Origin of the sequence: Hydrogenophaga sp. (assembly GCF_018780075.1) — a bacterium.
Classification (GTDB): Bacteria; Pseudomonadota; Gammaproteobacteria; order Burkholderiales; family Burkholderiaceae_C; genus Hydrogenophaga.
On the sequence record NZ_JADMKB010000006.1, the window covers coordinates 4,323 to 30,625 of the forward strand.

Genomic DNA, 26,303 nt, shown 5'->3' on the forward strand with positions numbered 1-26,303 from the left:
TCAACGGTTCACATCGAAGAGCTGAGCACCCTTCTTGAGCGCCGACTTCGCGATCACCCCACGGTGGATTTCCGACGTGCCGTCGAAGATGCGGTAGATGCGCGCGTCGCGGTAGTAACGCTCGATAGCCAGTTCCTTGCAGAAGCCCATGCCGCCGAACACCTGCACCGCGCGGTCCACCACGCGGCCCAGCGTTTCCGCCGCGTGCACCTTGACCATGGCGATCTGCTCGCGAGCGTCCAGGCCCTGGTCCAGCATCCAGGCGGCGTGGTAGACCATCCAGCGCGCGGCGTTGATCTCGATCACGCTGTCGGCCAGCATCTGCTGGACCATCTGGAAATCGCCGATGCGGGTGTTGAACTGTTTGCGGTCGTTCGCGTAGGTCAGCATCAGCTCGCACACGTGCGTGGCCTTGCCCACGGCGCGCGCGCCCACCTGCGCCAGGCGCACCACATTGAGCGCGCCCATGGCCAGCTTGAAGCCCTGGCCCTGTTCGCCCAGCAGGGCGGCGTCTTCCAGCACCACGTTGTCGAAGAACAGTTCCAGGTGCGGCGTGCCGCGCAGACCCATCATGGCCTGGTCCTTGCCGACGGTGAAACCGGGCAGGCCCTTGTCGACCATGAACATGCTGATCTCTTTCTCACCCGTTTTTGCGGAGACCAGGAAGAAATCACTCCAGATGCCGTCGCTGATGAAGTGCTTGCTGCCGTTGAGCACCCACTGGCCTTGCTCGTTGCGTTTCGCGTGGGTTTTGATGCCCGCAGCGTCCGAGCCGGCGCCCGACTCGGTGATGGTGATGGCGCAGGTGCGCGTGCCTTCCACCGCCGGCTTGAGCCAGCGTTCGACCTGCTCGCCCTTGCAGTGCAGCAGCGGTTCGTAGACGTTGCCAAACGCGCGGCGGATCAGCATGTCGCTGGTGTGGCCGAACTGCTCTTCGCAGATGATGCGGTCCAGGTTCGACAGGCCGCCACCGCCGAGTTCGGCCGGCATGTTGAGCGCGTACAGACCCAGCGCTTTGGCTTTGGCGTGGATGCGGCGGGCGTCGGCCTCGGGCAGCGCGCCGGTGTTTTCCAGCGCATCTTCCAGCGGGTGCAGTTCTTCGGCGATGAAGCGACGGATGGTGTCGATCATCATTTTTTGTTCGTCGTTGAGGGCGAAATCCATGGGGTTCTTTCAGTTGAGCTTTGTGGAGTCAGCCAACCTCTGCAAGAGACGTGACTGAACCGAGGACACCGCCGGGCCGGCTTTGCCGGACGGCTGGTGTCGTCCCCTTGAGGGGGGCGCGCAGCGCCGCAGGGGTGGTCCATTTCAAGCACTGCTGAACCAGCGGGCGCCGAAGAAGAAGGGCAGACGCGAGATGCGGTCGAACGAGATCAGCATGGTGTTCTCAGCCGGTAAACGGCCGGCTCGCGGCCAGGCAGATGCCAGCCCATTGCACGGGGTCGGCGGTCTTCTCGCGCTCGAAGTTCACCACCTCCACGCTCACCGGCAGGTCGGCGGGCAGGGCGGCGAACAGACCTCGCACGTCAATGGTCCCGTCGCCGGGCAGCAGGCGCTCGCAGCGCGCGGTATGGATCATTTCTTCGGTCGTGAAGTGCGTGCCGGCGACCGCGTCGCAGATCTGCGCGTAATGCAGCAGTTTGCGCGGGATGGCGCGGATGTCGTCGAGCGTCGTGGTCGAGCGGCCGACGTGCAGCGCATCGACCAGGATGCCCGCGTTGGCCGGCGTGCCGGCGTTCTGCACGATGCGCAGGGCGCTCTTGGCGTCTTTCACGGCTGTCCAGGGCATGAACTCCAGGTCGGCCGTGAGGCCGTAGGGCGCCATCACTTCGCAGAGGCGGGCGTAGTGCTGCGTCAGGCGCGCTTCATCCGGATCGTCACCCGCCACCAGGATGGCCTTGGCCTTGAGCGCGGCGCAGGCGTCGTACAGCGCGTCCCAGGTGTGCGGGTCGAAGGTCTCGCCGATGCGGATGATCTCCACATCGAAGATGCCCACCCCTGTGTCGGCCATCGCCGCCTGGGTTTCTTTGAGCACGTCGGGCCGGTCCAGCAGGAACTGCTGCGGCGCACCCGGCGCGTTGGGCCACAGGCGCAGGCCGACGAACTGGTAGCCGTTGGCGGCCGCGATGCGGACTGCTTCCGGTGGTGTGCACCGATGCGAGCTGAGATACGCAAGGGAATAGACGCGGGCCATGTTCAGCTCACTTCAGTGGAGAGACGGCCGTGGGCAGCGCAATCGTCGAGACCATGTTGGTGGTCAGGTGCGCCGGCCCGCCCTTGGGTGGCCAGATGCCTTGCGCCACCGCATCGGCGCGGGCTTTGGATCGCGCGTCCAGCGAGGGGTAGGCCCAGATGTTGGTGAAGCGCAGCGGTCCGTCGAGCGCGACCATGGCGATGACGCAAGGTGACAGTTTTTCGCGCGGCGGCACGTACTGTTCCCACAGGTCGATGGTGGGCTGCACACCCCCGGGCTTGATGCCGTAGGTGCGGATCTCGTACACCGGGCCGGTGACGCCGCTCTCGGCACTCGGGCGCACTGGCTTCATCCACGGAAAGCCCTGGTAGCTGTGCTGTTCCAGTGTCTGGAAGATCTCACCGTTGCCGAAGGGGCTGGCACTGTTCTGCGTGCGATCGCGCTCGGCCTGCAGGTCAGCCAGCGACGCGAACCCGCGCAGCACGATCATCTGGTTGAGCGGGCCGATGTCGGTGAACCAGCAGGCCAGCAGCTCGCCCTTCGCTTCCGGCGCGGTGCAGAAGGCCTGCACGTTCTGGGCGGCCGTGCCGGCGGTGCCGAACGGCAGGGTCATGGTGGCGAGTTCGTAGTGCATGGTGGCTTTCTTCGAAGGATGTGGACGTGAGGGGCAGTTCAAACCGGGGACACCGCAGAACCGGCTTCGCCGGGCTGCAGGCGTCGCCCCCTTGAGGGGGGCGCGGCGTCCGCCGCGGCAGGGGTGGCCATGTGGTGCGCGGCAAGAAACCCGAAAACCATTGCCGGCCCCAGCGTGATGCCGCCGCTGGGGTAGTGGCCGGCCATCACCGAGTTCATGTCGTTGCCGCCCGCGTACAGGCCGGCAATGGGCTGGCCTTGTGCGTCGAGCACCTGGGCGTGGGCATTGGTCTTCAACCCGGCGAAGGTGCCCAGGCTGCCGGCGACCACGCGCACCGCGTAAAACGGGCCGCGTGCCAGTGGCGCCATGCAGGGGTTCGGCCAGCCCTTGTCGGCGGCGAAGGCCGCGTCGCCCTGCATGCGGTTGTAGGGGGTCTCGCCTTTGGCGAAGTGATCGTCCTGGCCCGCAAGGGCTTGCGCGTTGTAGCGCTGCACCGTCGCCTGCAGCGCATCGCTGTCGATGCCGCAGACCCGGGCCAGGTCGGCCAGCGTCTGGCCGCGCTGCACATAGCCGTTGGCGAGCATCGGGCCCAGTGGCATCGGGGCCGGCTTGGCGGCGCCCAGGCCGTAGTGGCGCATGAAGGCGTGGTCGCAGACCAGCCAGGCTTCCACCGGCTGACCCGCCGGCACGGCGGCCAGCAGGCCCCGCATGAAGTCGTGGTACGAGTCGGCTTCGTTGGTGAAGCGCTGCCCGCGGCGCGTGACAGCGATCAGGCCGGGCTTGCCGCGCTCGATCAGGTGCGGGAAGTGCGCGAACGAGCCGTCGGCCTGCGGCACCAGCGACACGGGTGCGAGGGCCGCGGCTTGCGCGCCGTCGGTGGCCACACAACCGCCGGCGGTTTCACCCAGGCGCAGGCCGTCGCCGGTGTTGCCGCGCGACGCGGCCGAGTGGTGTTCGCGGCCGGTCGGCGCGTGGGGCAGCAGGGCGGCCTTGCGCGAGGCGTCGTGGGGGAAGCCGCCGCAGGCCAGCACCACGCCACAGCGGGCGTGCACTTCGATGGCGCCTTCGGGCGTGCCGAGCACGGCGCCGGTGACGCGCGCTCCATCGCGCAGCAGTCGCCGCACCGGGCAGCGGGTGCGGATTTGAACGCCGGCCTCCAGTGCCGAGGTGGCCAAGGCCGCCACCAGCGCGTTGCCGTTCACCAGTCGCAGGCCTCGGCGGTGCAGCAGCAGGTCTTTCCCGTGCGCCAGCACGCGCTTCGCCACGTACCAGAACGAGGCCGGCGAACGCAGGGCGTTGAAGAAGTGGCGCAGCTCGGCACCCGAGGCGATGCCCATGCCCCAGAGCGTGGTCTCGGGCAGGGGCGGCTTGAGGTCGGCGAAACGCGCGCCCAGGCGGCGGCCGTCGAACGGCGCGGCGCAGAGTGAGCGGCCGCCGAGCGACGCGTGCGGCGTGCGGCCGTGGAAATCGGGAATCGCGTTGCCGTCGATGAAGCGCAGCGCGGTGTTCGAGCGGAAGAAATCCACCATGCGCGGCGCCGCCTCCAGGAAGGCGCGGGCGCGGGTCTCGTCAAAGCGTTCGCCGAGTTCGTGGCGCAGGTAGGCCAGCGGTTCTTCGATCGGTTCGACGATGCCGGCCTCGACCGCCAGCGGATTGCGCGGCAGCCACATCCAGCCGCCCGACCAGGCGGTGGTGCCACCGAACTGCGGGTCTTTCTCGGCCACGATGACCTTCAGTCCGAGGTGGGCCGCCGTCACCGCCGTCGACAGGCCGCCAGCCCCGGAGCCGATCACCAAAAGGTCGCAGTCCCACTCACGCATCGCAGCTCTCTTCGCTCGGGACACCGTGGAACTGGCTTTGCCAGGCCACTGGTGCCGCCCCCTGGAGGGGGGATGCGGCTACGCGCAGCGAGCAAGCGACGGGGGTGGTCATGGCTATACGGCGTAGATCGGCTTGCGGCCTTTGACGTCGCCTGGGGCGCCGGTCTCGGCCGTGAGCTGGAAGAAGGGCGAGGCCCCGCTGGCCGCGGCCAGCTGCGAGGCGATGGACAGCAGCTCGGGCGCCAGCGCTTCCATGCGCTCGGGCGTGAAACGCACCGTGGGGCCGGCGACGGTGATCACGCCCATGGCGGGTTGCCCTGCAAACCTCACCGGCGCGGACATGGCGGAGAGGCCCAGGCTGTAGGTGTCCACCGTCAGGCTGTAGCCGCGCTCGCGCGTGGCGTGCACGGCGGCCAACACGGCCTGCAGCGAGGTGGGTGCGGCCGGGCCGAACTGCTCGGGCAGGCCCAGGCCCTGCTTGGCCACCAGGGCCATGCCGGTGTTGTCGTCCAGTGTGGACAACAAAGCCCAGCCCGAGGACGAACACGACAGTCGGGCGTCCGATCCCATGTCGGGGTCGTAGCGCAGGCCCTGGCGTGCGCCCTGCGCGCGGGCCACCCAGGTCAGGCGTTCCCCGTCGACCACCGAGAGCCGCACCAGCTCGCCCGAGACCTCGGCCAGGCGGTTGAGCAGCGGCTGCGCGATGTCCACGATGCCGCTGTTGCTGAGGTACGAGAGGCCCATGCTCACCAGCTTGGTGGTCAGCAGGTAGTCCCCATGGCCGCGCGCCTGGCGCACATAGCCCAGCCGCACCAGGTCGGCCAGCAGACGGTGCACGGCGCTGCGCGGGATGTTGAGCTGGTCGGCCACGGCGGCCAGTTCCATGCCCTCGCCGTGTTGCGAGAGCAGTTCGAGGATGCCGAGGGTTCGTTCGAGGACGCCGTTCATGGGGTGGTCTCTGGAGGTGGGTGGTGTGGGCGGTTCAGACGCCCGACGGAACGAAGTCTATCCAAAAAAGGAACATTATTCAATTGTTGAACACAATTCCACTTTTGGATATGATCCGCTCGAAACCACTCACCGATCGACAGGCCGAGCGAGACAACATGACCGAATCCCTCAGCGGCGCCACGCGCCTGCACTACATCGTGGGCGACCCGATCGCCCAGGTGAAATCGCCGGCCGGCGTGACCCAGGCCTTTGCCGACCATGGCCGCGATGCGGTGTGTGTCCCGGCCCACGTTTCGCCCGCCCACCTGGCCGACTGGGTGCGCGGCGCCTCGCTGGCGCAGAACGTGGACGGCATCATCGTGACGGTGCCGCACAAGTTCGCCTGCACCGACCTGTGCGCCACCACCTCCGACCGCGCGGCCTTCCTGCACACGGTCAACACCCTGCGCCGCAACGCCGACGGCAGCTGGCACGGCGACATGTTCGATGGCCTCGGTTTTGTCGCGGCGATGCAGGACAAGGGCTGCCCGCCCGCTGGCAAGAAGGCCCTGCTCGTGGGCGCGGGCGGCGCCGGCTCGGCGATCGCGCACGCGCTGGTGATGGCCGGTGTGAGCGAGCTCGCGATCTTTGACCCGGACACGCAGCGCCGCGCTTCGCTGGTGGACCGCCTGGCCAGCTTGAAGCCATGCCCGGTCACCCACGGCAGCGCCGACCCGACGGGCTTCGACACCGTGGTCAACGCCACGCCGGTGGGCATGAAAGAGAGCGACCCGTATCCGCTGGACGTGACGAAGCTGGAGCCGCACATGTTCTGCGGCTGCGTGATCACCGCGCCGGCCATCACGCCGTTCATCGCGGCGGCGCGGGCCAAGGGTTGCAACACCATGACCGGCGCCGACATGTTTGCCCGTGTGCGCGACCTCATGGTCGATTTCCTCCTGGGGAAGTGAGCATGCAAGTCCTGAACACCCCGAGCAAGCTCCCCACAGAAGCCACCTTCGACCTGGTCGTGATCGGCGCCGGTGGCGCCGGCATGGCGGCCGCGCTGTTCGCGGCCCTCAAAGGGCAGCGGGTGCTGCTGGTCGAGCGCACGGAACACGTGGGTGGCACAACGGCCTGGTCGGCTGGCACCACCTGGGTGCCGGGCACGCACCATGCAGCCAGCGTGAACCCCTTCGACACGTTGGCCGACGCCGCGCGCTACCTCAACAACGCCATCGGCGAGCGCACGCCGCCGGCCTTGCGCCAGGCCTTTCTGGACCACGGCGCCGCCACGATCCGCCTGCTGGAAGACCGCACCGAGCTGAAGTTCCGGCCCTACGCCAAACACCCGGACTACATCTCCGACCTCGGCGGCTCCACGCTCAACGGCCGCGCGCTGGAGCCGCTGCCGTTCGACGGCCGGCTGCTTGGCGACCTGTTCCCGCTCGTGCGCCCGCCCATCCCCGAGTTCACGGTGCTCGGCGGCATGATGGTGGACCGCACCGACATCAACCACCTGCTCGCGCTCACGAAGTCCTTCGCTTCGTTCAGGCACGCGCTCAGGATCATTGCGCGCCACGGCATGGACCGCCTGCGCCACCCGCGCGGCACGCGCCTGGTGATGGGCAACGCGCTGGTGGCGCGGCTGTTGTATTCACTGTCGAAGCACGCTCACGTGACGCTCTTGCTCAACACCTCGGTGAAGCGCTTCGAGCGCAGCGCCGATGGTGTGAGCGGCGTCGTGCTCGAGGGGCAGGGCAAAGGACAGAGCGGATGGCGCGCCGTCACTGCCACGGGCGGCGTGGTGCTGGCCAGCGGCGGCTTCAACCGCCACCCCGATCTGCGCGCCCAGATGCTGCCCGGCGCCCAGATCGGCTGGTGCCCGGCCGCCCCCGGCCACACCGCCGAGGCGCATGCGTTGGCCAAAGACGCGGGCGCTGTGTACGGCAAGGGCGCCTTGAGCAACGCCTTCTGGGCGCCCGTGTCCTTGCGACAACGCGCCGACGGCAGCACCGCCGTGTTCCCGCACTTCGTGATGGACCGCGCCAAGCCCGGCATGCTCACCGTGAACCAGGCCGGCGAGCGTTTCGTCAACGAAAGCACCTCGTACCACCTGTTCGGCATGGCCATGCAGGCCTCCGGCAGCGTGCCGGCCTTCCTGGTCTGTGACGCCCAGGCGCTGCAGACCTACGGCCTCGGCATGGTGCGCCCCGGTGCCAGCGCCAAAGACAGGGCGCCGTTTCTCGCCGACGGTTACCTCACGCAGGGCGCGACGCTCGACGAGCTGGCGGACCGGCTGGGCATCGACGCCGCCAGCCTGAAGGCCAGCGTGCAGCAGATCAACGCCTACGCAGAAACCGGCGTGGACCCGGACTTCCAGCGCGGGGCCACGGCCTACCAGCAGAACATCGGCGACGCCGCGGCCGGTGGCAAGAACCCCAACCTCGGCCCGCTGGACACCGCGCCGTTCTATGCCTTGAAGCTCTACCCCGGCGACATCGGCGCGGCCACCGGCTTCGCCACCGATGGCGACGCACGGGTGCTCGACGCGGCGGGCCAGCCCATCGCCGGCCTGTACGCCGTGGGCAACGACATGCACTCCATCATGGGCGGCGTCTACACCGCGCCCGGCATCACCATCGGCCCGGGCATCGTGTTCGGTTTCCTGGCGGCGCGCCACGCGGCGGCACGCGCTCAGGGGAAACCCGGGTTGTGATCGATGATCGAACACCTGTGTGCACTGAACGATCGGCATCGGGTGCGTTCGCATGGACCGGCACCTGGTGCGGTCCTACATTCGAGGCCTTCGTCCCGGGGGACCGCCCAGCGGCGGACCCTGAGGCAGGGCTTCAACGTCGCGTGTGAAACCCATGAGTCCGGGTCCCAGGGCTTGATTTTTTCCAACAGAAGGAGACATGCAAATGCAATTCACCAAACGTCAATGGCTCGGCACCGCCGTCGCGGCCCTCACCGCCGTGACCTTCGCCGGTCAGGCCTCGGCACAGGCCTACCCTGAGCGCGACATCACCGCCGTGATCCAGTGGGGCGCTGGCGGCGGCACCGACGTCGCCATGCGCGGCTACGCGCCTTACGCCGAAGAAGCCCTGGGCAAGAAGATCGTGTTGCAGAACAAGCCCGGCGCGGCCGGAGCCATCGGCGCCAACTTCGTGCTGCAGCAGCCGTCCGACGGCTACACCCTCCTGATGGGTGCCGAGCCGCAGGCGCTGTTCCGCGTGATGAAGATGGCCGAGTTCGACTACGACCAGTTCTATCCCATCAACGTCGCGGCGATCGCCAACTCCATCCTGCTGGTGGCCAAGCCCGACGCGCCTTGGAACAACATGCAGGACTTGCTGAGCCATGTGCAGGCCAACCCCAAGAAGGTCAAGCAGTACATGGCCGGCCAGGGCACCGTGCCCTACACGGTCAACACCATGATCGGCAGCCTCACCAAGTTCGAGACCATCCAGGTGCCGTTTGATGGCGACGGCCCGGCCATCGCTGCGCTGCAGGGCGGCCACCTGGACATCGGTTTCATCGCTTCCGGCGCTGCCATCGAGCACGTCAAGGCCGGCCGCCTCAAGGCGCTGGGCGTGCTGGACAACAAGCCCTTCCAGGGCATCGCACCCATGACCGACGCACCGTCGCTCAAGGCCCTGCCGAAGTACCTGCCCTGGGGCGCGTGGTACGGCGTGTTCGTGAAGAAAGACACCCCCGAGCCGGTCAAGGCCAAGCTGGTGGCCGCCTTCAAGAAGGCCGGCGAGAACCCGCAGTACCGCAAGCTGATGGAGGGCCGTGGCACGACGATGTTGAACCTGGGCGGTGCCGACGCCGAGAAGTTCATCAAGAAGTGGCAGTCCACCACCGCCTGGCTGTACCAGAACGCCGGCACCGCCAAGGTGGACCCGGCCACGCTGGGCATCGCGAAGCCCTGACGACCCCCCCGCCGCGCTGCGCGCGACCCCCCAGGGGGCGGCACTGGCCGTCCGGCACAGCCGGCCCGGCGGTGCCCTGGGGGAACTCCCCCTCCTTCCCTCGCCCACGTCGGGGGGCGCATCTGCCTTTTCCGTTTGAGGAGACCTTCCATGCACACCAGTCACCCAAGACTGGCCGGCGAGCTGACCTTCATGGTGCTGCTTGTTCTGGTCAGTGTTTTTCTCCTGTGGACGTCGTACCAGATTTCCAGTTTTGACTCGCTGGCCGCGCCCGGCAGCTTTCCCATGGTGTGCGCCGCCGCCATGCTGTTCACCGGTCTGATCAACGTCGTGAAGACCGCCCGCGCCAAGCTCAACCTGGAAAACGGTGAGACCTGGGCACAGCAGTTCGTTCGCAAGGTCACGCCGCTGCAACTGATCGCCTTCGCTGTGCTGATCTTCATGTACATGCTGGGCATGGAGTACATCGGTTTCTTGATCGCCTCCTACATCTTCCTGGCCGCGTCCATGTACCTGCTGGGCAGCCGCCGCGTCGGGCTCAACCTGCTGATCAGCGTGCTGGTGCTGGCCGCCATCTTTGTTGTGTTCCGCACCGCCTTCTCGGTGGTGCTGCCCGCCGGCTCGCTCGTCGGTCCCCACCTGCCGGAGTTCCTGAAATGATGGAAGCCCTTGGTTATTTCCTGATGTCCTGGCTGGACTGGAAGATGCTCGCGCTCACCGCGCTGGGCACTTTCGCCGGCATCTACATCGGCGCCATCCCCGGCCTGTCGGTCACGATGGCGGTCTCCATCCTGATCTCGTTCACCTTCAAGTGGGACGTGAACCAGGCCTTGGCGCTCATTTCCGGTATCTACCTCGGTGGTGTGTATGGCGGTTCGCGCAGCGCGATCCTGCTGAACATTCCGGGCGCGCCTTCGGCCATTGCCACCGGCCTGGACGGCTACCCGCTGGCCAAGCGCGGTGAAGCGGGGCAGGCCATCGGCCTGACCACGGTGGTCTCGGTCTACGGCGGTTTCATCGGCATCCTGGCGCTCGCCATCGCGGCGCCCGCGGTCTCCAGCCTGGCGCTGAAGTTCGGCCCCCGCGAGTACCTGCTGCTGGCGATCTGGGGCATCCTGCTGGTGGGCAGCCTCTCGGGCGAATCGCTCTCCAAAGGCATCTTTGCCGGCGCACTCGGCGCGCTGATTTCCTGCGTCGGCCTGGACCCGATGACGGGCGAGCAGCGCCTCACCTTCGGCAGCCTGCAGATGTCGGCCGGTATCTCCTACATCGCCGCCATGATCGGTTTCTTCGGCGTGGCCGAGGTGATTGCCCAGTTGCACGAACTCAAGCTCACGGCGGTCAAACAGAACGTGAGCAAGATCATTCCGTCCTGGGGCCTGGTGCGCAAATACCTGCCGCTGGCCACCCGCACCTCCGCCATCGGCGTGGTGGTGGGGGCCCTGCCTGGCGCGGGTGGCGACATCGCCGCGCTCATGGCCTACGACCACGCCAAGCGCACGGTGAAGAACCCCTCGCGTCCGTTCGGCGAAGGTGCCTACGAAGGCCTGGTGGCGCCCGAGTCGGCCAACAACGCGGCGGTCGGGGGCGCCTACGTGCCCATGCTGACCCTGGGCATCCCGGGTGATGCGGTCACGGCCGTGATCATCGGCGCGCTCTACATCCACGGCCTGAAACCGGGTCCGATGCTGATGATCGAAACCCCGCACCTGTTCTGGTTCGTGGTGGGCTCGCTGACGCTGGCCAACCTCTTCCTGCTGGTGTTTGGCCTGACGGGCATCAAGATCTTCGCCAAGATCGTCGAGACACCCAAACCGGTGCTGTTGCCGCTGATCCTGGTGCTGTCGGCGGTGGGTGCCTACGCCATCAACAACAACCCGGTGGACGTGTACTGGATGCTGGGCTTCGGCCTCTTCGGGTACTTCCTGAAGATGTACGGCTTCCAGGTCGGTCCCGTCATTCTGGGCATGATCCTCGGCCCGATGATGGACCGCAGCTACCGCCAGGCGATGCTCTCGACCGGCGAAGACGTGGGCCTGTTCTTCACCGAGTTTTTCACCACGCCGTTGTCCGCCATCATCCTCGCGGCCTTGGCCTTCACCATCGTGAGCCAGACGGGCTGGTACAAGACCTGGAGAGGCCGGTAACCTCCTGCGCCGTTGCGCGGCTTTCCCCAGGGGGACGCGCTTGTGGCCGGGCAGAGCCCGTGCCGCGGCGTGTGTTCCGGCGTCAAACCCCCGGGACCGAAAGGTCCCGGGGGTTTTTCATTCAGGGGATGGGGTTTTCAACCACGGACCGGCGCAGCGGGTTGAACCCCGTCACCAGCGCGGTCGCCAGCAACACCAGCGCACCGCCGACGAAGATGCCCGAGGACACCGATTCGCCCAGAAAAAGGTGGCCCCAGGTGACGCCGAACACCGGGATCAGGAACGCCGGGCTGGTGGCCGCCACCGGCGACACGTGGCGGATGATGCGCAGGTTCAGCCAATAGGCCAGGCCCGAGGTGAACACGCCCATGATCAGCAGCGCGACCATGGCCGTGGGCGTGAAATTCGCTTGCGGCAGCGTCCACAGCGCCCCGGGCAGCAGCAACACCATGGCCGCCGCGCTGATGCCCGCAGCGATGGCCAGCGGCTGCATGTGCTCGGTGGCGCGCTTCATCAGCGGTGTGGAGATGCCGTAGCAGGCCGCCGCCACGATGCAGGCCAGTGCCGCGGTGATGGTGGTCGCGTCCGGTTTCACCGGTCCCAGCTGCAGGATCAGGCCCACACCCACGAAGCCGAGCGCGCAGCCCAGCAGTTTGCGGGCGTTCAGGGTGTCCTGGCCGAGCCAGGCCGACGCCAGCGTGCCGAACAGCACCACCGTCGTGTTGAGCAAGGCGCTGTAGCCTGCGGGCAGGCGCAGCGCGGCCCAGGCGTAGAGCAGGAACGGGGCGGCCAGCGAGAGCGTGCTCAGGCGCAGCAGCTCGCGCCAGTGGCGCCAGGGCCAGGGCTCGCGCAGCGCAGCCATCAGCACCGCCAGCGTGATGGTGGCCAGCAGCACACGGCCAAAGGCCATGACCTGCGGCCCGAGCAGCGGGCTCGCGATGCGCAGGAACAGGAAGGAGGCTCCCCACAGGGCAGACAGGCCCACGAGCTGGGCAAAGTGGCGGGTTTTCACGCGACCCATTGTGCGGGGCTTTGGGAGGCCGGCCTGTCCGGTTGGCGCAAGGGCTTCCCTCCGTTGGGGTGGGTGAGGGCAGGGCGGTGCCGCACCTCAGTAAAATCGCCCACCTCAACAGGCGGCCAACCGGCCCGCTTGCACATCGACCCCACCACTGGACACCCATGCGTTATTCCGTCTCTCACCACAAGCTCAACCAGATCCTCGCGGCCCACGGCCTCAAAACCGGCGACGCGGGCGGCATCGACAAGCTCTTTGGTGGCAATGACGGCTACTACTGGTTCGGCACCGTGCGCGACCTCTGCCCCCCCGGCAAGACCATCAGCTGGGACGACCAGTACAGCATGGTCAACGCCATCCAGGCCCACGAAAACGCCACCGCCGCCGAAGACGAGATGAAGCCGCAGGTGCCCAGCGCGGCCAACATCGCGGCGCTCTCCAAGGTGCTGGGCGACCCGATCTGAACAGCGTTTTCGGCCTGAGGCGAGCGCACCGCGATCTCCCGCTCTCTTCCAATCAGCGGACATTCAAAGAACCGCCGTCCTCATGAGTCCGACGGCCGGTTTCAGTCGCACAGCCAACGTCGGACACAGGTCCCATCGGCGTTTCCGGTTGAATGTCGGATCAGCACTTGAAACGGTAGCCGACCCCCGTTTCGGTGATCAGGTGCCTGGGCATTGACGGCTGGGATTCAACCTTCTTGCGCAGGTTGGCCATGTGCACCCGCACGTAGTGCATGTCCTCCTGGTGCCCGGGGCCCCACACGGCCTTGAGCAACTGGGCGTGGGTGATCACGCGGTCGGGTTGCGAGGCCAGGTGTGTCAGCAGCTTGTATTCGATGGGGGTGAGGTGCAGCACCTCGCCCGCGCGCTCCACCACGCGGCGCACGAGGTCGATGCGGATGTCGCCGAAGGTGATCTGCGGCTCGCCGGCCGGTGTCTGTTGCTGGTGGCGGCGCAACTGGGCACGCACGCGCGCCGTGAGTTCGCCCGAGCCGAAGGGCTTCACCAGGTAGTCGTCGGCGCCGGCGTCGAGCGCGGCGATCTTGCTCGCCTCGGCGCTGCGGGCCGAGAGCACGATCACCGGCATGGATGACCATTGCCGCAGTTCGAGGATGAGGTCCACACCGTCGCCGTCGGGCAGGCCCAGGTCGAGCACCACCAGGTCGGGGCGCCGCGTGCCGGCCTCGATGAGCCCACGCTGGTAGTTCTCGGCCTCGTGCACCGTGTGGCCCTCGGCCTCCAGCGTGAGGCGCACGAAGCGGCGGATGTGGGCCTCGTCTTCGACGATCAGGATCTGGCTGCCGGGTGGGGTCATGGCGCGGGGGGCTCCTCAGCGACGGGGTTGGTTCCGAGGTCGGACGGCGGCGTGCCGCAGGGCAGGGTGATGTCAAAGCGCGCGCCCTGCACGACACCCGCCACCTCGCGGTTGTGGCCCTCGATCGTGCCACCGTGGGCCTCCACGATGGCGCGGCAGATGGCCAGGCCCAGGCCAACGCCCGGCATGGCGCTTTCGCGCTGGCCACGCTCGAACTTCTCGAAGACCCGCTCTTCGCGCCCCCTGGGCAGACCCGGGCCGTGGTCGTCCACCGTGAGCACCACCGTGTCGCTGCGCGGGCGCGCAAAGAGGTGGATGGCGCTGCCCGCGGGTGTGTACTTGCTGGCGTTCTCCAGCAGGTTCACCAGCACGCGCTCGATCAGCACGGCGTCCAAGTGCAGCAGCGGGAGCCCGTCGGGCAGGTCCACGCGGATGTCGCGCCCGGCGAGCAGGCTGCCGCAGGCCGCCAGCGCACTGCCCACCACCTCTTCCAGCGGTTGCCAGGCGCGGTTGAGCTGCACGGCGCCGGCCTGCAGGCGGGCCATGTCCAGCAGGTTGTTCACCAGTGCGCCCATGCGCTGGGCCGACTGCCGCATGGCCCCAGCCACCTCGCGCTGCGCCTCGCTCAGACCCGGCGGTGTGAGCTCCAGCGCATCGGCCAGTCCCACCATCGAGGTCAATGGCGTGCGCAGGTCGTGCGAGATGGCCGAGAGCAGCGAGTTGCGCAGGCGTTCGGATTCGATCTGCACCGTGCTGCTTTGTGCCACTTCGATGTAGTGGATGCGTTCCAGTGAAATTGCCAGCAGCGAGGCGCAGGTCTGCAGCAGGCGGCGCTGTTCGGGACCCCAGGGTCGCTGCCCCGGCGGTTCGATCACGAGCACGCCGCGCACGCGCATGGGCGCCTTCAGCGGCAGCACCAGGCAGGTGCTGGCGGGCAGGGTGTCTGTGCCGCGACCGGCTTCCTCTCCACGGTCGAAAGACCATTGCGCCACGGCGGTGTCCACCGGCGCGGTGGCACCCATCATGGTCTGCAGCCGATCGTGTTCGTCGGTCACCAGCAGGGCCGAGCGCGCGCCGAACTCGCCGGTGAGGAACCGCGCACCGATCTCGGCCACCTGCGTGTTCATCAGCGCGGCGGACAGGTCGCGCGACATGTCGTAGAGGCTGCGCATGCGGTGTTCGCGCTGCGTGGCCGCCTCGGCCTGTTGCTTCAGGCCCGCGGTGAGCTGGCCGACCACCAGCGCCACCACCAGCATCACGCCGAAGGTGACGAGGTACTGCACGTCGCTCACCGCGAAGGTGAAGCGCGGCGGCACAAAAAAGAAATCGAACAGGCCCACGCCCAGGAACGCGGCCAGCACCGCCGGCCCGCGCCCGAAGGCCAGGCTCACGCCCACCACGGCCAGCAGGAACAGCATCACGATGTTGCTGAGTTCCAGCACCTCGATGAGCGGCGTCGCCAGCACGGCGGTGCCCACACAGACAGCGGCCGCCCACAGGTAGCCGCGCCAGTAGCCCTCGACGCGCTCAGCGGGCGTGGTGGCCTGCTGCGTTTCGGCGGTGGCCGGTTGTCCCACCTGCACCAGGTCGAGGTCGTCGGCCTGGGTGGCGATGCGGTCGGCCACGCCGCGTGACCAGGGCCAGCGGCGCGCTCGGCGCCCGAGCACCAGCCGCACCAGGTTGTGCTCGCGCGCATAGCGCACCAGGGCGGTGGCAGTGTCGGGGGCGGAGAGTGTGGCGGTGGTCGCGCCCAGCGATTCGGCGAGCTGCAGCGTGCGCTGCGCGACCTCGCCCAGGGGACGCCCCGGGGTTTCCACGTGCACCGCGTGCCAGGGCACGTCGAGCTGGGACGCCGTGCGCGCGGTGCTGCGCACCACCTTCTCACCATGCGCGTCGGCCCCCACGGCGGCCAGCAGGGCTTCGCGGTTGGGCCACACCGGTTTGTCGGCACTGCCCTGGCGGTAGGCGCGCATCTCGTCGTCCACCCGGTCGGCGGTGCGGCGCAAGGCCAGCTCGCGCAACGCCAGCAGGTTGCCCTTGCGGAAAAAGTTGGCGGCCGCGCGCTCGGCGCGGTTGTCGCCGTCGCGCGGCAGGTAGACCTTGCCGGCCTTCAGGCGCTCCAGCAGTTCGTCGGGCGGCAGATCGACCACCACCACCTCGTCGGCTTCATCGAAAAGGCGGTCGGGCACGGTCTCCCAGACGCGGATGCCCGTGATGCCGCTGACGATGTCGTTGAGGCTCTCCAGGTGCTGCACGTTCATGGTCGACCACACGTCGACGCCGGCGGCCAGCAACTCCTCGGCGTCCTGCCAGCGCTTGGGGTGGCGTGAGTCGGCCACGTTGCTGTGGGCCAGTTCGTCGAGCAGGACCAGCGCCTGTTCGTGTTGTGCGCCGAAGGCCAGCGCGGCGTCGAGATCGAACTCGTGCAGCTGGTGGCCCCGGTAGGGCACGGACCGCAGGGACAGGCGCGGCAGATCGCGCGCCAGCGCTTCGGTGTCGGGTCGACCGTGGGTTTCAACCACGCCGATGGTCACCGGCGTGCCTTGCGCGTGGGCTGCGCGGGCCGCGGCCAGCATGGCGTAGGTCTTGCCCACGCCGGCCGAGGCGCCAAAGAAAATCTTCAGGTTGCCGCGTCGCGCACGCGCTTCTTCCTGCTGCACCCGGGCAAGCAGGGCATCGGGGTCGGGTCGGGTGGGCTCGGTCATGGGTGGGAATCGGTCACATCAGCGGGATGAGCGCCGGGTGTGTTCATTGTCGCCCGGCCTGTGCTGGCTGCGGTGCGGGCGCTGCACCCCGCGCACCACCAGCCACCAGGCCAGCAGCAGCGGTAACACGATGGCCAACAACGCGACCAGCAATGCCCACACGTCAGACATGCCAGACCCGTCGTCGCTCACGGCCTGGCCTGGGCGTCCAGCGCCAGGTTCAGTGCCAGCACGTTCACGCGCGCCTCCCCCATGAAGCCGAGCCATGCGCCCTCGGTGTGCTGGTCCACCAGGGTATTCACCTGCTCGGCAGGGAGACCCCGCACGCGCGCCACCCGCGCCACCTGGTAACGCGCCGCGGCCAGGCTGATGTGCGGGTCCAGGCCACTGGCGGAGGCGGTGACCAGGTCCACCGGCACTGGCGCGGTGTTGCCGGGGTCGGCCGCGCGCAGCGCACCGATGCGCGCCTGCACCGCTTCGGCCAGTGCCGGGTGGCTGGGACCGAGGTTGGAGCCGCTGGAGGCACCACCGTTGTAGGCCATCGGCCCGGTCGCCGAGGGACGGCTCCAGAAGTGGCCGGGCTGGGAGAACGGCTGGCCGATCAGTTCGGAGCCCACGGCCTGGCCGTCGCGCTGAATCAGGCTGCCGTTGGCCTGGTGCGGAAAGACCGCCTGCGCCACGCCGGTGACCAGCAGCGGGTACAGCAGGCCGGTGAGCAGGCTCAGCACGACGAACAGCACGAGGGCCGGGCGCAGCACCGGGCTCTTGTCGTCGGGCTCGATGGGGGTGGTTTGAAGTGGGTGGTTCATGACGTTTCCTCGGGAGGGTTCAGGCAAAGCCGGCGGCAGAAATCAACAGGTCGATCGCCTTGATGCCGATGAAAGGCACGACCACACCGCCCAGGCCGTAGATGGCCAGGTTGCGGCGCAGCAGCACGGCGGCACTGACGGCGCGGTAACTCACACCCTTGAGCGCCAGCGGGATCAGGAACACGATGATCAGCGCGTTGAAGATCACGGCCGACAGGATGGCCGAGTTGGGGCTGGCGAGCTGCATCACGTTCAGCGCCGAGAGCTGCGGGTAGGTGGCGACGAAGGCCGCCGGCACGATGGCGAAGTACTTGGCCACGTCGTTGGCGATGCTGAAGGTGGTGAGCGAGCCGCGCGTCATCAGCATCTGCTTGCCGGTCTCGACGATCTCGATCAGCTTGGTCGGGTTGCTGTCCAGGTCGACCATGTTGCCGGCCTCCTTGGCCGCTTGCGTGCCGGTGTTCATGGCCACCGCCACGTCGGCCTGGGCCAGGGCGGGCGCGTCGTTGGTGCCGTCGCCCGTCATCGCCACCAGCCGGCCTTGCGCCTGGTGTTCGCGAATCAGCTTGAGCTTGGCCTCGGGCGTGGCCTCGGCCAGGAAGTCGTCCACACCCGCCTCGGCGGCGATGGCGGCGGCCGTCAGGCGGTTGTCGCCCGTCACCATCACGGTCTTGATGCCCATGCGGCGCAGCTCGGCAAAACGCTCCTTGATGCCGCCCTTGACGATGTCTTTCAGCTCGACCACGCCGAGCACCTTGGTGCCATCGGCCACCACCAGCGGCGTGCTGCCGCGGCGGGCCACGTCGCCCACCGACGTCTGCAGCGCTGCCGGGAAGTTGCCACCGAGCGTTTCGACATGGCGACGGATCGAATCTGTCGCGCCCTTGCGAATCGCCCGACCTTCAGGCAGATCGACACCGCTCATGCGGGTCTGCGCGGTGAAGTGCACGAATGTGGCGCCGAGTGCGGTCACGTCGCGCTCGCGCAGGTTGAACTTCTGCTTGGCCAGCACGACGATGCTGCGGCCTTCCGGCGTTTCATCGGCCAGCGAGGCGAGTTGCGCGGCATCGGCCAGGTCGGCCTCCTTCACCCCCGGCGCCGGGATGAAAGCGCTGGCCTGTCGGTTGCCCAGGGTGATGGTGCCGGTCTTGTCCAGCAGCAGCACATCCACGTCACCGGCGGCCTCCACCGCGCGGCCCGAGGTGGCGATCACGTTCGCCTGCATCAGTCGGCTCATGCCGGCCACGCCGATGGCGCTGAGCAGGCCGGCAATCGTCGTCGGAATCAGGCAGACCAGCAGGGCCACCAGCACCACCAGGCTCACCGGCTGGCCGGCGCCGCTGGCCGCCACCCCGAATGTGGAGAACGGCAGCAGCGTGACCACGACGCCCAGGAACACGATGGTCAGCGCCACCAGCAGGATGGTCAGCGCGATCTCGTTGGGTGTCTTCTGGCGCTTGGCGTTCTCCACCATCGCGATCATGCGGTCCACGAAGGTTTCGCCGGGGTTCACGGTGACGCGCACCACGACCCAGTCCGACAGCACGCGCGTGCCGCCGGTCACGGCCGAGAAGTCGCCGCCGGATTCGCGGATCACCGGGGCGGATTCGCCGGTGATGGCGCTCTCGTCCACCGAGGCCACGCCGTCGATCACCTCACCGTCGGCGGGCACGTTGTCGCCAGCCTCGATCAGCACCAGGTCGTTCTTGCGCAGGTTGTCGGCCTCCAGCGGATGCCAGTGCATGGCGGTGCGCGCCGCCCCACGCTCGTAGCTCGCTTCGAGCTTCTTGGCCCAGGTCTGTTTCTTGAGGCCGCGCAGGCTCGCGGCCTGCGCCTTGCTGCGCCCTTCGGCCATGGCTTCGGCGAAATTGGCGAACAGCACCGTGAACCACAACCACAGCGCCACCGCGATGGTGAAGCCCTCGGGCTGGGCGATGGCGAGCGCGGTGGTGAAGGCGCTGCCGACGTAGACCACGAACATCACCGGGTTGCGGCGCTGCACGCGGGGGTCGAGCTTGCGAAAGGCGTCGCTCAGGGCCGGACGCACCAGCGCCGGGTCGAACAGGGGCAATGTTTGTCGACTCATGTTTTTCTCCCTTTAGCGTGCCCACAGCATCAGGTGCTCGGCCACCGGGCCCAGCGCCAGCGCAGGCACATAGTTCAACAGGCCGATCAGCAACACAGTGCCGATCAGCAAGGCCACGAACAGCGGGCCGTGGGTGGGCAGGGTGCCGTCGGTGGCGCTGGCGCGCTGCTTGGCGGCGAGCGAGCCGGCCATGGCCAGCACCGGCACGATCACGCCGAAGCGACCGAACACCATCGCCAGGCCGAGCAGCACGTTGTAGAACGGCGTGTTGGCCGACAGACCGGCGAAGGCGCTGCCGTTGTTGTTGGCCGCCGAAGACAGCGCGTAGAGCACCTCGCTGAAGCCGTGGGCGCCCGGGTTCAGGATGCCGGCGCGACCGGCGTCGGTCATCACCGCCACGGCCGTGCCCACGAGCACCAGCAGGGGCGTGACCAGGATGGCGATGGAGACCATCTTCATCTCGTGCGCCTCGATCTTCTTGCCCAGGTAGGCCGGCGTGCGCCCGATCATCAGGCCGGCGATGAACACCGCCATGATGGCGAACACCAGCATGCCGTAGAGGCCCGCGCCGACACCGCCGAACACCACCTCGCCCAGTTGCATCAGCACCATCGGCACCATGCCGCCCAGCGGTGTGAAGCTGTCGTGCATGGCGTTCACGGCGCCGCAGCTCGCCGCGGTGGTGGTCACCGCGAACAGGCTCGACGCGTTGATGCCGAAGCGCACCTCTTTGCCCTCCATGTTGCCGCCGGCCTGCAGGGCGCTGGCGGCCTGGTCGGCACCGAGCGCGGCCAGCGCCGGGTTGCCCTGCTGCTCGAAGCTGGTGGCGGCGATCACGAAGGTCACGAACAGCAGCGTCATCGCAGCGAGCACCGCCCAGCCTTGGCGCTGGTCTCCCACCATGCGGCCGAACACGAAACACAGGGCGGCGGGGATCAGGAAGATGCTGAGCATCTGCACGAAGTTGGACAGCGGCGTGGGGTTCTCGTAGGGGTGCGCAGAGTTGGCGTTGAAAAATCCGCCCCCGTTGGTGCCCAGCATCTTGATGGCCAGCTGCGAGGCGACCGGGCCCATGGCCAGGGTCTGCGAGTGGCTGCTGTGCGCCTCGGTCTGCGCGGGTTGTCCTTCGGCCGCCGGGGTGCTGGTTGACCAGCTCACGGTCTCCAGCGTCTTCACCTCGGTGTAGGGCGAGAGGTTCTGGACCACGCCCTGGCCGGCAAAGAACAGCGCCAGCACCAGCGACAGCGGCAGCAGCACCCACAGCGTGGCGCGGGTCAGGTCGACCCACACGTTGCCGATGGACTTGACCGAGTGGCGCGAGAAGCCGCGCACCAGCGCGATCACCACCACGATGCCGGTGGCGGCCGAGAGGAAGTTCTGCACCGTCAGTCCCAGCATCTGCGTCAGGTGGCTCATGGTGGTCTCGCCGCCATAACCCTGCCAGTTGGTGTTGCTCATGAAGCTGATGGCGGTGTTGAAGGCCGAGTCGGGCGTGACCGCACCGAAGGCCTGCGGGTTCAGCGGGAGCATCGCCTGCAGGCGCTGCAGCGTGTACACCGCGAGCATGCCCAGGGCGTTGAACACCAGCAGGCCCAGCGCGTAACGCAGCCAGCCGGTTTCGCGCTCGGGCCGGACACCGGCCAGGCGCCACAGCGGCGCTTCGATGCGCTGACCCAGCGCGAAGCGGCCGGTCATCACCGCGGTGATCGCACGCGCCAGCGGCCAGGCCAGTGCGAGCAGCAGGGTGAGGAAGACCGCGAGTTGCAGCCATGCCTGGGTGTTCATGAGAAGTCCTCCGGCCGCAGCAGCACGGCCACCAGGTAGATCAGAAGGCCGCCCGCGAGCAGCGCGGCGAGCAAGGTCCAGCCGTTCATAGGAATACCTCCGCGCGATGCGCTGCGGTGCGAGCTGGCTTGGGGCGGCCCGGCGCGGCGCTCATGACCGCCTCCCTTCGGTGGGTTGCAGGCGATGGCAGACCAGTGCCAGCCCCCAGATGACCAGGCCGCATGCGGCAGCCAGGCCGAGATAGATGAAGTCCATGGATACCTCCGTTCAAGACATGCCACCGATGCTAAGAAACGGCATGTCAAGACGGGGGAAAGACTCCTTGTGCGGGTATCAAGAACGCATCAAGAACGCCCCGGTCAAGGCGTATGCGGTGGGTTGCTAGACTGGAACCTTCCCGAGCGTCCGCGCCATTGATGAAGAACCACCTGCCCACCCACCCCGCCGCCGTGCTAGCCCTGGCGTTTCTGGCCACCATTTCGCTGGGCACGGCGCTGCTGATGCTGCCCTGGGCCAGCGCCAGCGGAGAGAGCGCCCCGTGGCTCACAGCGCTGTTCACGGCCACCTCGGCGGTGTGCGTGACCGGGCTGGTGGTGGTGGACACGGGCACCTACTGGAGCCCGCTGGGCCAGGGCCTGGTGATGGCGCTGTTCCAGCTCGGCGGCTTCGGCATGATGACCTCGGCCACGCTGATGGGGCTGCTGATCGGCGGCCACATGAAGCTGCGCACGCGGCTGCTGCTGCAGTCGGAAACGCACGCGCTGTCGCTGGGCGATGTGCGCTCGGTGGCGCGCATGGTGCTGGTCGTGACGGTGGTGGTCGAAGGTCTTGTGGCCTTGTGGCTGGCGGCGCGCTTTGCCATGACGATGGGCCTGGGCTGGCGCGAGGCGCTGTGGCAGGGCGCGTTCCATTCGGTCTCGGCCTACAACAACGCGGGGTTTTCGACCTGGCCCGACAGCGTGATGCGTCATGTGACCGACGGCTGGGTGCTGGGGCCGCTGATGCTGGCCATCGTGGTGGGCGGGCTGGGGTTTCCAGTCATCACCGAGCTCTGGGCCAACCGGCGCAAGCGGCACGCGCGCTGGTCGATCCACACCACGCTCACGGTCTGGGGTTCGGCCGCGCTGGTGCTGCTGGGCACGCTGGCGCTGTGGCTGGTGGAACACAACAACCCCAAGACGCTGGGGCCGCTGGGTTTTGTGGACCAGTGGCTGGCGGCGCTGTTCACCTCGGTGTCGGCGCGCACGGCGGGCTTCAATGCGGTGGACATCGGCGCGCTGGGGCTGGAATCGCTGGTGCTGCACTGCGTGCTGATGTTCATTGGCGGTGGCAGCGCGGGCACGGCAGGTGGCGTGAAAGTGACCACGGTGTTTTTGCTGCTGCTGATCGTCTGGAGCGAGATCCGCGGCCGGGCCGATGTGGAGCTGCGCGGGCGGCGCATCGGCACCCAGGTGCAGCGCCAGGCGCTGTCGATCCTGGTGCTCAGCGGGGCGGCGGTGTCGCTGGGCCTGCTGCTCATCATCCCGCTGGCGGACCGTTTGCCGCTGGAGAAACTGATGTTTGAAGTGGTGTCGGCGTTTGCCACGGTGGGCCTGTCCACCGGCATCACGGCCGAGCTGCCGCCCGGCGCGCAGGGCGTGATCATTGCGCTGATGTACGCCGGTCGCGTGGGCGTGGTCACGCTGGCGCTGGCGCTGGCGATCAACCAGGTGCCCCGAGCCTACCGTTACCCAGAGGAGAAACCCATTGTTGGCTAAATCAGATTCAAAGCGGGGCGACAGCGTGGTCGTCATCGGGCTGGGGCGTTTTGGCGCCGCCGTGGCGCGCTCGCTGGTGGCCGCGGGCCACGAGGTGCTGGCCATCGATGCCAGCGAGGAGGTGGTCCAGGACCTGGCGCACGAGCTGCCCCACGTGGTAAGGGCCGATTCGACCGAATTGGTGGCGCTGCAGCAGCTCTCGGTGACCGAGTTCTCGCACGCGGTGGTGAGCATCGGCGCCAACCTGGAGTGCAGCGTGCTGACGGTGCTGAACCTGGCGCAGATGGGCATGAAGGACATCTGGGCCAAGGCCAACAGCCCGCAGCACGGGCGCATCGCCGAGCGGGTGGGCGCGCACCACGTGATCTACCCCGAGGCCGACATGGGCGAACGGGTGGCGCACCTGGTGACGGGCAAGATGATGGACTTCATCGAGTTCGACGACGGCTTTGCGATTGCCAAGACCCGCGCGCCGATGGAAACCCACAACAAGACGCTGGCGGTGTCGAACGTGCGCAAGAAGCACGGCATCACGGTGGTGGGCATCAAGCGCCGCCACCAGGATTTCATCTACGCCAAGCCCGAAACCGAGATCAAGCCGGGGGATCACCTGATCCTGGCGGGGCCGACCCCTCTGATCGAGCAGTTTGCCGCGCTGTACTGATTCCGGTGCGACCCAGACATCAGACGTTCTTCGCCAGGGCCGTCCACTGCACGCATCGCTGCCGCAGCCACCCCATTGGCTGATTGGCTGGTCGCCACCACGGCCGAGCCGAACTGCGCCTCCCTGCAGTGCGGCAATTCCACCCGCTGGGTGGTTCGCGCAGCAGCGCCCAACGCGCGTATAAAGAACCGGCTCCATCGTCAATCTGCTGCATCAGGATGCCCAGCCATGTCGCTCGCGCTCTACGGTCACCCCTTTTCCTCCTACACGCAAAAGGCGCTCATCGCGCTCTACGAGAACGGCACCCCCTTCGAGTTCCGCTGCATCGGGCCCGACACGCCGGAGCACGCGGCCGAGTGGCTGCGGCGCTGGCCCATCGCCCGGTTCCCGCTGCTGCTGGACGGCGAACGCCAGGTGGTCGAGACCAGCCTGATCATCGAGTACCTGCAGCTCGCCCACCCCGGCCCGGTGTGCCTGCTGCCCGCCGATCCGATGGCGGCGCTGGACGTGCGCTTTCTCGACCGCTATTTCGACCTGTACGTGATGAGCGCGATGCAGCTCGCGGTGGACACCGCGCTGCAGCGGTATCCGATGACGGTCGACAAAGGACGGGCCATCGCCGGCGAGCGGCTGGAGCGCGCCTACGGCTGGCTTGAAGGGCACCTGGCCGGCAAGACCTGGGCCGCAGGCGAACACTTCACGCTGGCCGACTGCGCGGCCGCGCCCTCGCTGTTCTACGCCGACTGGGTGCACCCGATTTCCGAGGCCCACCCGCTGCTGCGCGCCTACCGCTCGCGCCTGCTGGCCCGCCCGTCGTTTGCCCGCGCGGTCGAAGAGGCACGGCCGTTCCGCTCGTTCTTTCCGCTGGGCGCGCCGGAGCGGGACTGACACAGCGCGAGACGCACGTCGAGCGCTTCCCGGACCGATCGCGCCTCCCGCAGCGAGGAACGCTGGCGCCGCCTCATCCACCGCGGCGTGGTTCCGTGCACGGATCGTTCCGTGGAATGAAAGTGTTGCGCTCGCCGCTTGATTGATGGCCGGGCGCGGTCGACCTATCTTCGCTGCCAGAGCCCACCGATTCTGATGTGGGCCCACAACGGAGACAAGACCATGAATTCGCACTGGATATCCATCGGCGTGCTGGGGGCCATGTTTGTGATGGCCACCGCCTTGCCCATCAACATGGGGGTGATCGCGTTTGTCGGCGCCTTCCTCGTCGGGGTGCTGGTGGCCGGGCTCAATGCCAAGGCCATCATGGCGGGCTTCCCGGCCGACCTCTTTTTGACGCTCGTCGGCATCACCTACCTGTTCGCCCTGGCCCAGAACAACGGCACCATCGACTGGCTCGTGCGCATGGCCGTGCGGGCGGTCCGGGGGCGCATCGCGGCCATCCCCTGGATCATGTTCTTCATCGCGGCGGGCCTCACCGCTGTCGGCGCGGTGAGCCCGGCAGCGGTGGCGATCATCGCGCCGATTGCCCTGGGGTTTGCCGCGAAATACGGCATCAACCCGCTGATGATGGGGCTCTTCGTGATCCACGGCGCCCAGGGCGGCGGCTTCTCGCCCATCAGCATCTACGGCGGCATCACCAACAAGGTGGTGGCGTCCGCCAACCTGCCGCTGGACCCGATCGCCACCATGACGGCGAGCATGGTGATCAACCTGGGCGTCGCCGTCCTGCTGTTCGTGCTGATGGGGGGCATGAAGCTGATCCGCCGGCAGGCCGACGTGTCTGCCAGCGGCTTCGGGGTGGCGCAGGTGGCCCATGGCCAGGGCGGTGCGCAGGTGTATGGCGACGCGGAGGGCGAGTCGATGCAGGAGGGCCTGGATTCTGGCAAGGTGGGCCCTTCACTGCTGGACGCGGACGCCGGCGCCCAGCCAGTTGGCGGGCAGCGCTGGTACCAGTGGATGACCGTCATCGGTCTGCTGGCCCTGGCCGTGCTGACGCTGTTCTACAAGCAGGACATCGGCTTCGTGTCGATCACGATCGGCCTGCTGCTCACCCTCATGGCACCCGGCCTGCAGAAGCGGGCGCTGGGGCAGGTGTCGTGGCCCGAGATCATGTTGATCGTTGGGGTAAGCACCTACGTGGGGGTGCTGCAAAAAATGGGCACCATCGACTTCGTGGGCCACAGCGTGGCCGGCCTGACCTCACCGCTCATGGCCGCGCTGCTGTTGTGTTTCGTGGGCGCCGTGATCTCCGCTTTTGCCTCTTCCACCGCGGTCCTCGGTTCGCTCATTCCGCTGGCGGTGCCGTTCCTGCAGGGGGACACGGGCGTCGGGGCGGTGGGGTTCATCGCGGCCATGGCCGTGTCCTCCACCATCGTGGACGTCAGTCCCTTCTCCACGAACGGTGCGCTGGTGCTGGCCAATGCCAGGGGGATCGACCGTGACACGTTCTTCCGGCAGCTGATGGTGTACGGTGCCATCGTGACCGTGGTGGCCCCCGTGCTGGTGTGGCTGCTCTTCGTGGTGCTCTGATGGCTTGAAGGACGTCTGCTT

23 protein-coding genes are annotated in these 26,303 nt (G+C 67.9%); 10 read left to right on the forward strand and 13 right to left on the reverse strand.

Going from position 1 to position 26,303, the window contains the following annotated elements:
- The 5 genes from IV088_RS02505 to IV088_RS02525 all read right to left on the reverse strand — a co-directional run bounded on the left by IV088_RS02505 (position 1) and on the right by IV088_RS02525 (position 5,596).
- Entirely contained in the window at positions 1–1,164 is a 1,164-nt protein-coding gene (locus IV088_RS02505; protein WP_291097333.1) for an acyl-CoA dehydrogenase family protein, read from the reverse strand.
- A gap of 223 nt (positions 1,165–1,387) precedes the next feature.
- Positions 1,388–2,194, reverse strand: a complete 807-nt coding sequence (locus IV088_RS02510) for a TIM barrel protein (RefSeq protein ID WP_291097335.1) — start codon at positions 2,192–2,194, stop codon at positions 1,388–1,390.
- A gap of 7 nt (positions 2,195–2,201) precedes the next feature.
- Positions 2,202–2,828, reverse strand: a complete 627-nt coding sequence (locus IV088_RS02515; RefSeq protein ID WP_291097337.1) for an NIPSNAP family protein — start codon at positions 2,826–2,828, stop codon at positions 2,202–2,204.
- A gap of 38 nt (positions 2,829–2,866) precedes the next feature.
- Positions 2,867–4,648 carry an FAD-dependent oxidoreductase gene (locus IV088_RS02520; RefSeq protein ID WP_291097339.1) on the reverse strand — a complete coding sequence of 594 codons (1,782 nt, stop codon included), beginning with the start codon at positions 4,646–4,648 and terminating at the stop codon, positions 2,867–2,869.
- A gap of 114 nt (positions 4,649–4,762) precedes the next feature.
- Entirely contained in the window at positions 4,763–5,596 is an 834-nt protein-coding gene (locus tag IV088_RS02525) for an IclR family transcriptional regulator (protein ID WP_291097341.1), read from the reverse strand.
- A 110-nt stretch (positions 5,597–5,706) separates the two neighbouring features.
- Between IV088_RS02525 and IV088_RS02530 the strand changes: the two genes are divergently transcribed.
- The 5 genes from IV088_RS02530 (at position 5,707) to IV088_RS02550 (ending at position 11,663) form a co-directional block, all read left to right on the forward strand.
- The gene (locus IV088_RS02530; protein WP_291097343.1) at positions 5,707–6,549 is read left to right on the forward strand and encodes a shikimate dehydrogenase; all 843 of its coding nucleotides are present in this window, start codon (positions 5,707–5,709) and stop codon (positions 6,547–6,549) included.
- A 2-nt stretch (positions 6,550–6,551) separates the two neighbouring features.
- Entirely contained in the window at positions 6,552–8,297 is a 1,746-nt protein-coding gene (locus tag IV088_RS02535) for an FAD-dependent oxidoreductase (protein WP_291097345.1), read from the forward strand.
- Positions 8,298–8,502: 205 nt separating this feature from the next.
- The gene (locus IV088_RS02540) at positions 8,503–9,516 is read left to right on the forward strand and encodes a tripartite tricarboxylate transporter substrate binding protein (RefSeq protein WP_291097347.1); all 1,014 of its coding nucleotides are present in this window, start codon (positions 8,503–8,505) and stop codon (positions 9,514–9,516) included.
- A 150-nt stretch (positions 9,517–9,666) separates the two neighbouring features.
- On the forward strand, positions 9,667–10,176 hold the full coding sequence (locus IV088_RS02545) for a tripartite tricarboxylate transporter TctB family protein (protein ID WP_291097349.1): 510 nt from the start codon (positions 9,667–9,669) through the stop codon (positions 10,174–10,176).
- The gene (locus tag IV088_RS02550; protein WP_291097351.1) at positions 10,173–11,663 is read left to right on the forward strand and encodes a tripartite tricarboxylate transporter permease; all 1,491 of its coding nucleotides are present in this window, start codon (positions 10,173–10,175) and stop codon (positions 11,661–11,663) included. Before IV088_RS02545 ends, IV088_RS02550 begins: the two co-directional genes overlap by 4 nt.
- A gap of 121 nt (positions 11,664–11,784) precedes the next feature.
- On the opposite strand, the gene IV088_RS02555 is transcribed toward IV088_RS02550, so the two are convergent.
- Positions 11,785–12,684 (reverse strand): EamA family transporter, encoded by a 900-nt coding sequence (locus IV088_RS02555; RefSeq protein ID WP_291097353.1) that lies wholly within the window; start codon positions 12,682–12,684, stop codon positions 11,785–11,787.
- Between the two features lie 158 nt (positions 12,685–12,842).
- On the opposite strand from IV088_RS02555, the gene IV088_RS02560 reads away from it, so the two are divergent.
- On the forward strand, positions 12,843–13,142 hold the full coding sequence (locus tag IV088_RS02560) for a hypothetical protein (RefSeq protein WP_291097355.1): 300 nt from the start codon (positions 12,843–12,845) through the stop codon (positions 13,140–13,142).
- A 160-nt stretch (positions 13,143–13,302) separates the two neighbouring features.
- Here the strand turns inward: IV088_RS02560 and IV088_RS02565 are convergent, their stop codons facing one another.
- Genes IV088_RS02565 through kdpF form a run of 7 tightly spaced genes read right to left on the reverse strand, consistent with a single transcriptional unit; the run spans position 13,303 to position 21,469 of the window.
- Complete coding sequence (locus tag IV088_RS02565; RefSeq protein ID WP_291097357.1) at positions 13,303–13,995, reverse strand: response regulator; 693 nt, start codon at positions 13,993–13,995, stop codon at positions 13,303–13,305.
- Positions 13,992–16,700 carry a DUF4118 domain-containing protein gene (locus IV088_RS02570; RefSeq protein WP_291097359.1) on the reverse strand — a complete coding sequence of 903 codons (2,709 nt, stop codon included), beginning with the start codon at positions 16,698–16,700 and terminating at the stop codon, positions 13,992–13,994. Before IV088_RS02570 ends, IV088_RS02565 begins: the two co-directional genes overlap by 4 nt.
- 18 nt (positions 16,701–16,718) lie before the next feature.
- Positions 16,719–16,871: a hypothetical protein gene (locus tag IV088_RS02575; RefSeq protein ID WP_291097361.1), complete on the reverse strand. Its 153-nt coding sequence runs from the start codon at positions 16,869–16,871 to the stop codon at positions 16,719–16,721.
- A 17-nt stretch (positions 16,872–16,888) separates the two neighbouring features.
- Complete coding sequence (kdpC, locus tag IV088_RS02580) at positions 16,889–17,509, reverse strand: potassium-transporting ATPase subunit KdpC (protein ID WP_291097363.1); 621 nt, start codon at positions 17,507–17,509, stop codon at positions 16,889–16,891.
- Positions 17,510–17,528: 19 nt separating this feature from the next.
- On the reverse strand, positions 17,529–19,595 hold the full coding sequence (gene kdpB, locus IV088_RS02585) for a potassium-transporting ATPase subunit KdpB (RefSeq protein ID WP_291097365.1): 2,067 nt from the start codon (positions 19,593–19,595) through the stop codon (positions 17,529–17,531).
- A 12-nt stretch (positions 19,596–19,607) separates the two neighbouring features.
- Positions 19,608–21,380: a potassium-transporting ATPase subunit KdpA gene (gene kdpA, locus IV088_RS02590; protein ID WP_291097367.1), complete on the reverse strand. Its 1,773-nt coding sequence runs from the start codon at positions 21,378–21,380 to the stop codon at positions 19,608–19,610.
- The gene (gene kdpF / locus IV088_RS02595) at positions 21,377–21,469 is read right to left on the reverse strand and encodes a K(+)-transporting ATPase subunit F (protein WP_226465762.1); all 93 of its coding nucleotides are present in this window, start codon (positions 21,467–21,469) and stop codon (positions 21,377–21,379) included. Before kdpF ends, kdpA begins: the two co-directional genes overlap by 4 nt.
- A gap of 327 nt (positions 21,470–21,796) precedes the next feature.
- Between kdpF and IV088_RS02600 the strand changes: the two genes are divergently transcribed.
- From IV088_RS02600 to IV088_RS02615, 4 genes are all read left to right on the forward strand, one after another.
- Positions 21,797–23,137 carry a TrkH family potassium uptake protein gene (locus IV088_RS02600; protein WP_291097385.1) on the forward strand — a complete coding sequence of 447 codons (1,341 nt, stop codon included), beginning with the start codon at positions 21,797–21,799 and terminating at the stop codon, positions 23,135–23,137.
- The gene (locus IV088_RS02605; RefSeq protein WP_291097387.1) at positions 23,130–23,801 is read left to right on the forward strand and encodes a TrkA family potassium uptake protein; all 672 of its coding nucleotides are present in this window, start codon (positions 23,130–23,132) and stop codon (positions 23,799–23,801) included. The genes IV088_RS02600 and IV088_RS02605 overlap by 8 nt, the downstream gene beginning before the upstream one ends.
- Positions 23,802–24,029: 228 nt before the next feature.
- A complete protein-coding gene (locus tag IV088_RS02610) occupies positions 24,030–24,689 on the forward strand; it encodes a glutathione S-transferase family protein (protein WP_291097389.1) in 660 nt (219 codons plus the stop codon).
- Positions 24,690–24,911: 222 nt separating this feature from the next.
- Positions 24,912–26,282, forward strand: coding sequence for an SLC13 family permease (locus IV088_RS02615; protein ID WP_291097391.1), 1,371 nt, complete (start codon positions 24,912–24,914; stop codon positions 26,280–26,282).
- The last annotated feature ends 21 nt before the right edge of the window (positions 26,283–26,303 follow it).

What these genes read in the sequence shown, in the direction of transcription:
- IV088_RS02540 (WP_291097347.1), top strand. Translation starts at nt 8,503, where the DNA reads ATGCAATTCACCAAACGTCAATGGCTCGGCACCGCCGTCGCGGCCCTC.
- IV088_RS02505 (WP_291097333.1), bottom strand. Translation starts at nt 1,164, where the DNA reads ATGGATTTCGCCCTCAACGACGAACAAAAAATGATGATCGACACCATC.
- IV088_RS02565 (WP_291097357.1), bottom strand. Translation starts at nt 13,995, where the DNA reads ATGACCCCACCCGGCAGCCAGATCCTGATCGTCGAAGACGAGGCCCAC.
- IV088_RS02615 (WP_291097391.1), top strand. Translation starts at nt 24,912, where the DNA reads ATGAATTCGCACTGGATATCCATCGGCGTGCTGGGGGCCATGTTTGTG.
- IV088_RS02525 (WP_291097341.1), bottom strand. Translation starts at nt 5,596, where the DNA reads ATGAACGGCGTCCTCGAACGAACCCTCGGCATCCTCGAACTGCTCTCG.
- IV088_RS02560 (WP_291097355.1), top strand. Translation starts at nt 12,843, where the DNA reads ATGCGTTATTCCGTCTCTCACCACAAGCTCAACCAGATCCTCGCGGCC.
- IV088_RS02515 (WP_291097337.1), bottom strand. Translation starts at nt 2,828, where the DNA reads ATGCACTACGAACTCGCCACCATGACCCTGCCGTTCGGCACCGCCGGC.
- IV088_RS02610 (WP_291097389.1), top strand. Translation starts at nt 24,030, where the DNA reads ATGTCGCTCGCGCTCTACGGTCACCCCTTTTCCTCCTACACGCAAAAG.
- IV088_RS02520 (WP_291097339.1), bottom strand. Translation starts at nt 4,648, where the DNA reads ATGCGTGAGTGGGACTGCGACCTTTTGGTGATCGGCTCCGGGGCTGGC.
- IV088_RS02570 (WP_291097359.1), bottom strand. Translation starts at nt 16,700, where the DNA reads ATGACCGAGCCCACCCGACCCGACCCCGATGCCCTGCTTGCCCGGGTG.
- kdpC (WP_291097363.1), bottom strand. Translation starts at nt 17,509, where the DNA reads ATGAACCACCCACTTCAAACCACCCCCATCGAGCCCGACGACAAGAGC.
- IV088_RS02510 (WP_291097335.1), bottom strand. Translation starts at nt 2,194, where the DNA reads ATGGCCCGCGTCTATTCCCTTGCGTATCTCAGCTCGCATCGGTGCACA.
- IV088_RS02545 (WP_291097349.1), top strand. Translation starts at nt 9,667, where the DNA reads ATGCACACCAGTCACCCAAGACTGGCCGGCGAGCTGACCTTCATGGTG.
- IV088_RS02530 (WP_291097343.1), top strand. Translation starts at nt 5,707, where the DNA reads ATGATCCGCTCGAAACCACTCACCGATCGACAGGCCGAGCGAGACAAC.
- kdpF (WP_226465762.1), bottom strand. Translation starts at nt 21,469, where the DNA reads ATGAACGGCTGGACCTTGCTCGCCGCGCTGCTCGCGGGCGGCCTTCTG.
- IV088_RS02550 (WP_291097351.1), top strand. Translation starts at nt 10,173, where the DNA reads ATGATGGAAGCCCTTGGTTATTTCCTGATGTCCTGGCTGGACTGGAAG.
- kdpB (WP_291097365.1), bottom strand. Translation starts at nt 19,595, where the DNA reads ATGAGTCGACAAACATTGCCCCTGTTCGACCCGGCGCTGGTGCGTCCG.
- IV088_RS02535 (WP_291097345.1), top strand. Translation starts at nt 6,552, where the DNA reads ATGCAAGTCCTGAACACCCCGAGCAAGCTCCCCACAGAAGCCACCTTC.
- kdpA (WP_291097367.1), bottom strand. Translation starts at nt 21,380, where the DNA reads ATGAACACCCAGGCATGGCTGCAACTCGCGGTCTTCCTCACCCTGCTG.
- IV088_RS02555 (WP_291097353.1), bottom strand. Translation starts at nt 12,684, where the DNA reads ATGGGTCGCGTGAAAACCCGCCACTTTGCCCAGCTCGTGGGCCTGTCT.
- IV088_RS02575 (WP_291097361.1), bottom strand. Translation starts at nt 16,871, where the DNA reads ATGTCTGACGTGTGGGCATTGCTGGTCGCGTTGTTGGCCATCGTGTTA.
- IV088_RS02600 (WP_291097385.1), top strand. Translation starts at nt 21,797, where the DNA reads ATGAAGAACCACCTGCCCACCCACCCCGCCGCCGTGCTAGCCCTGGCG.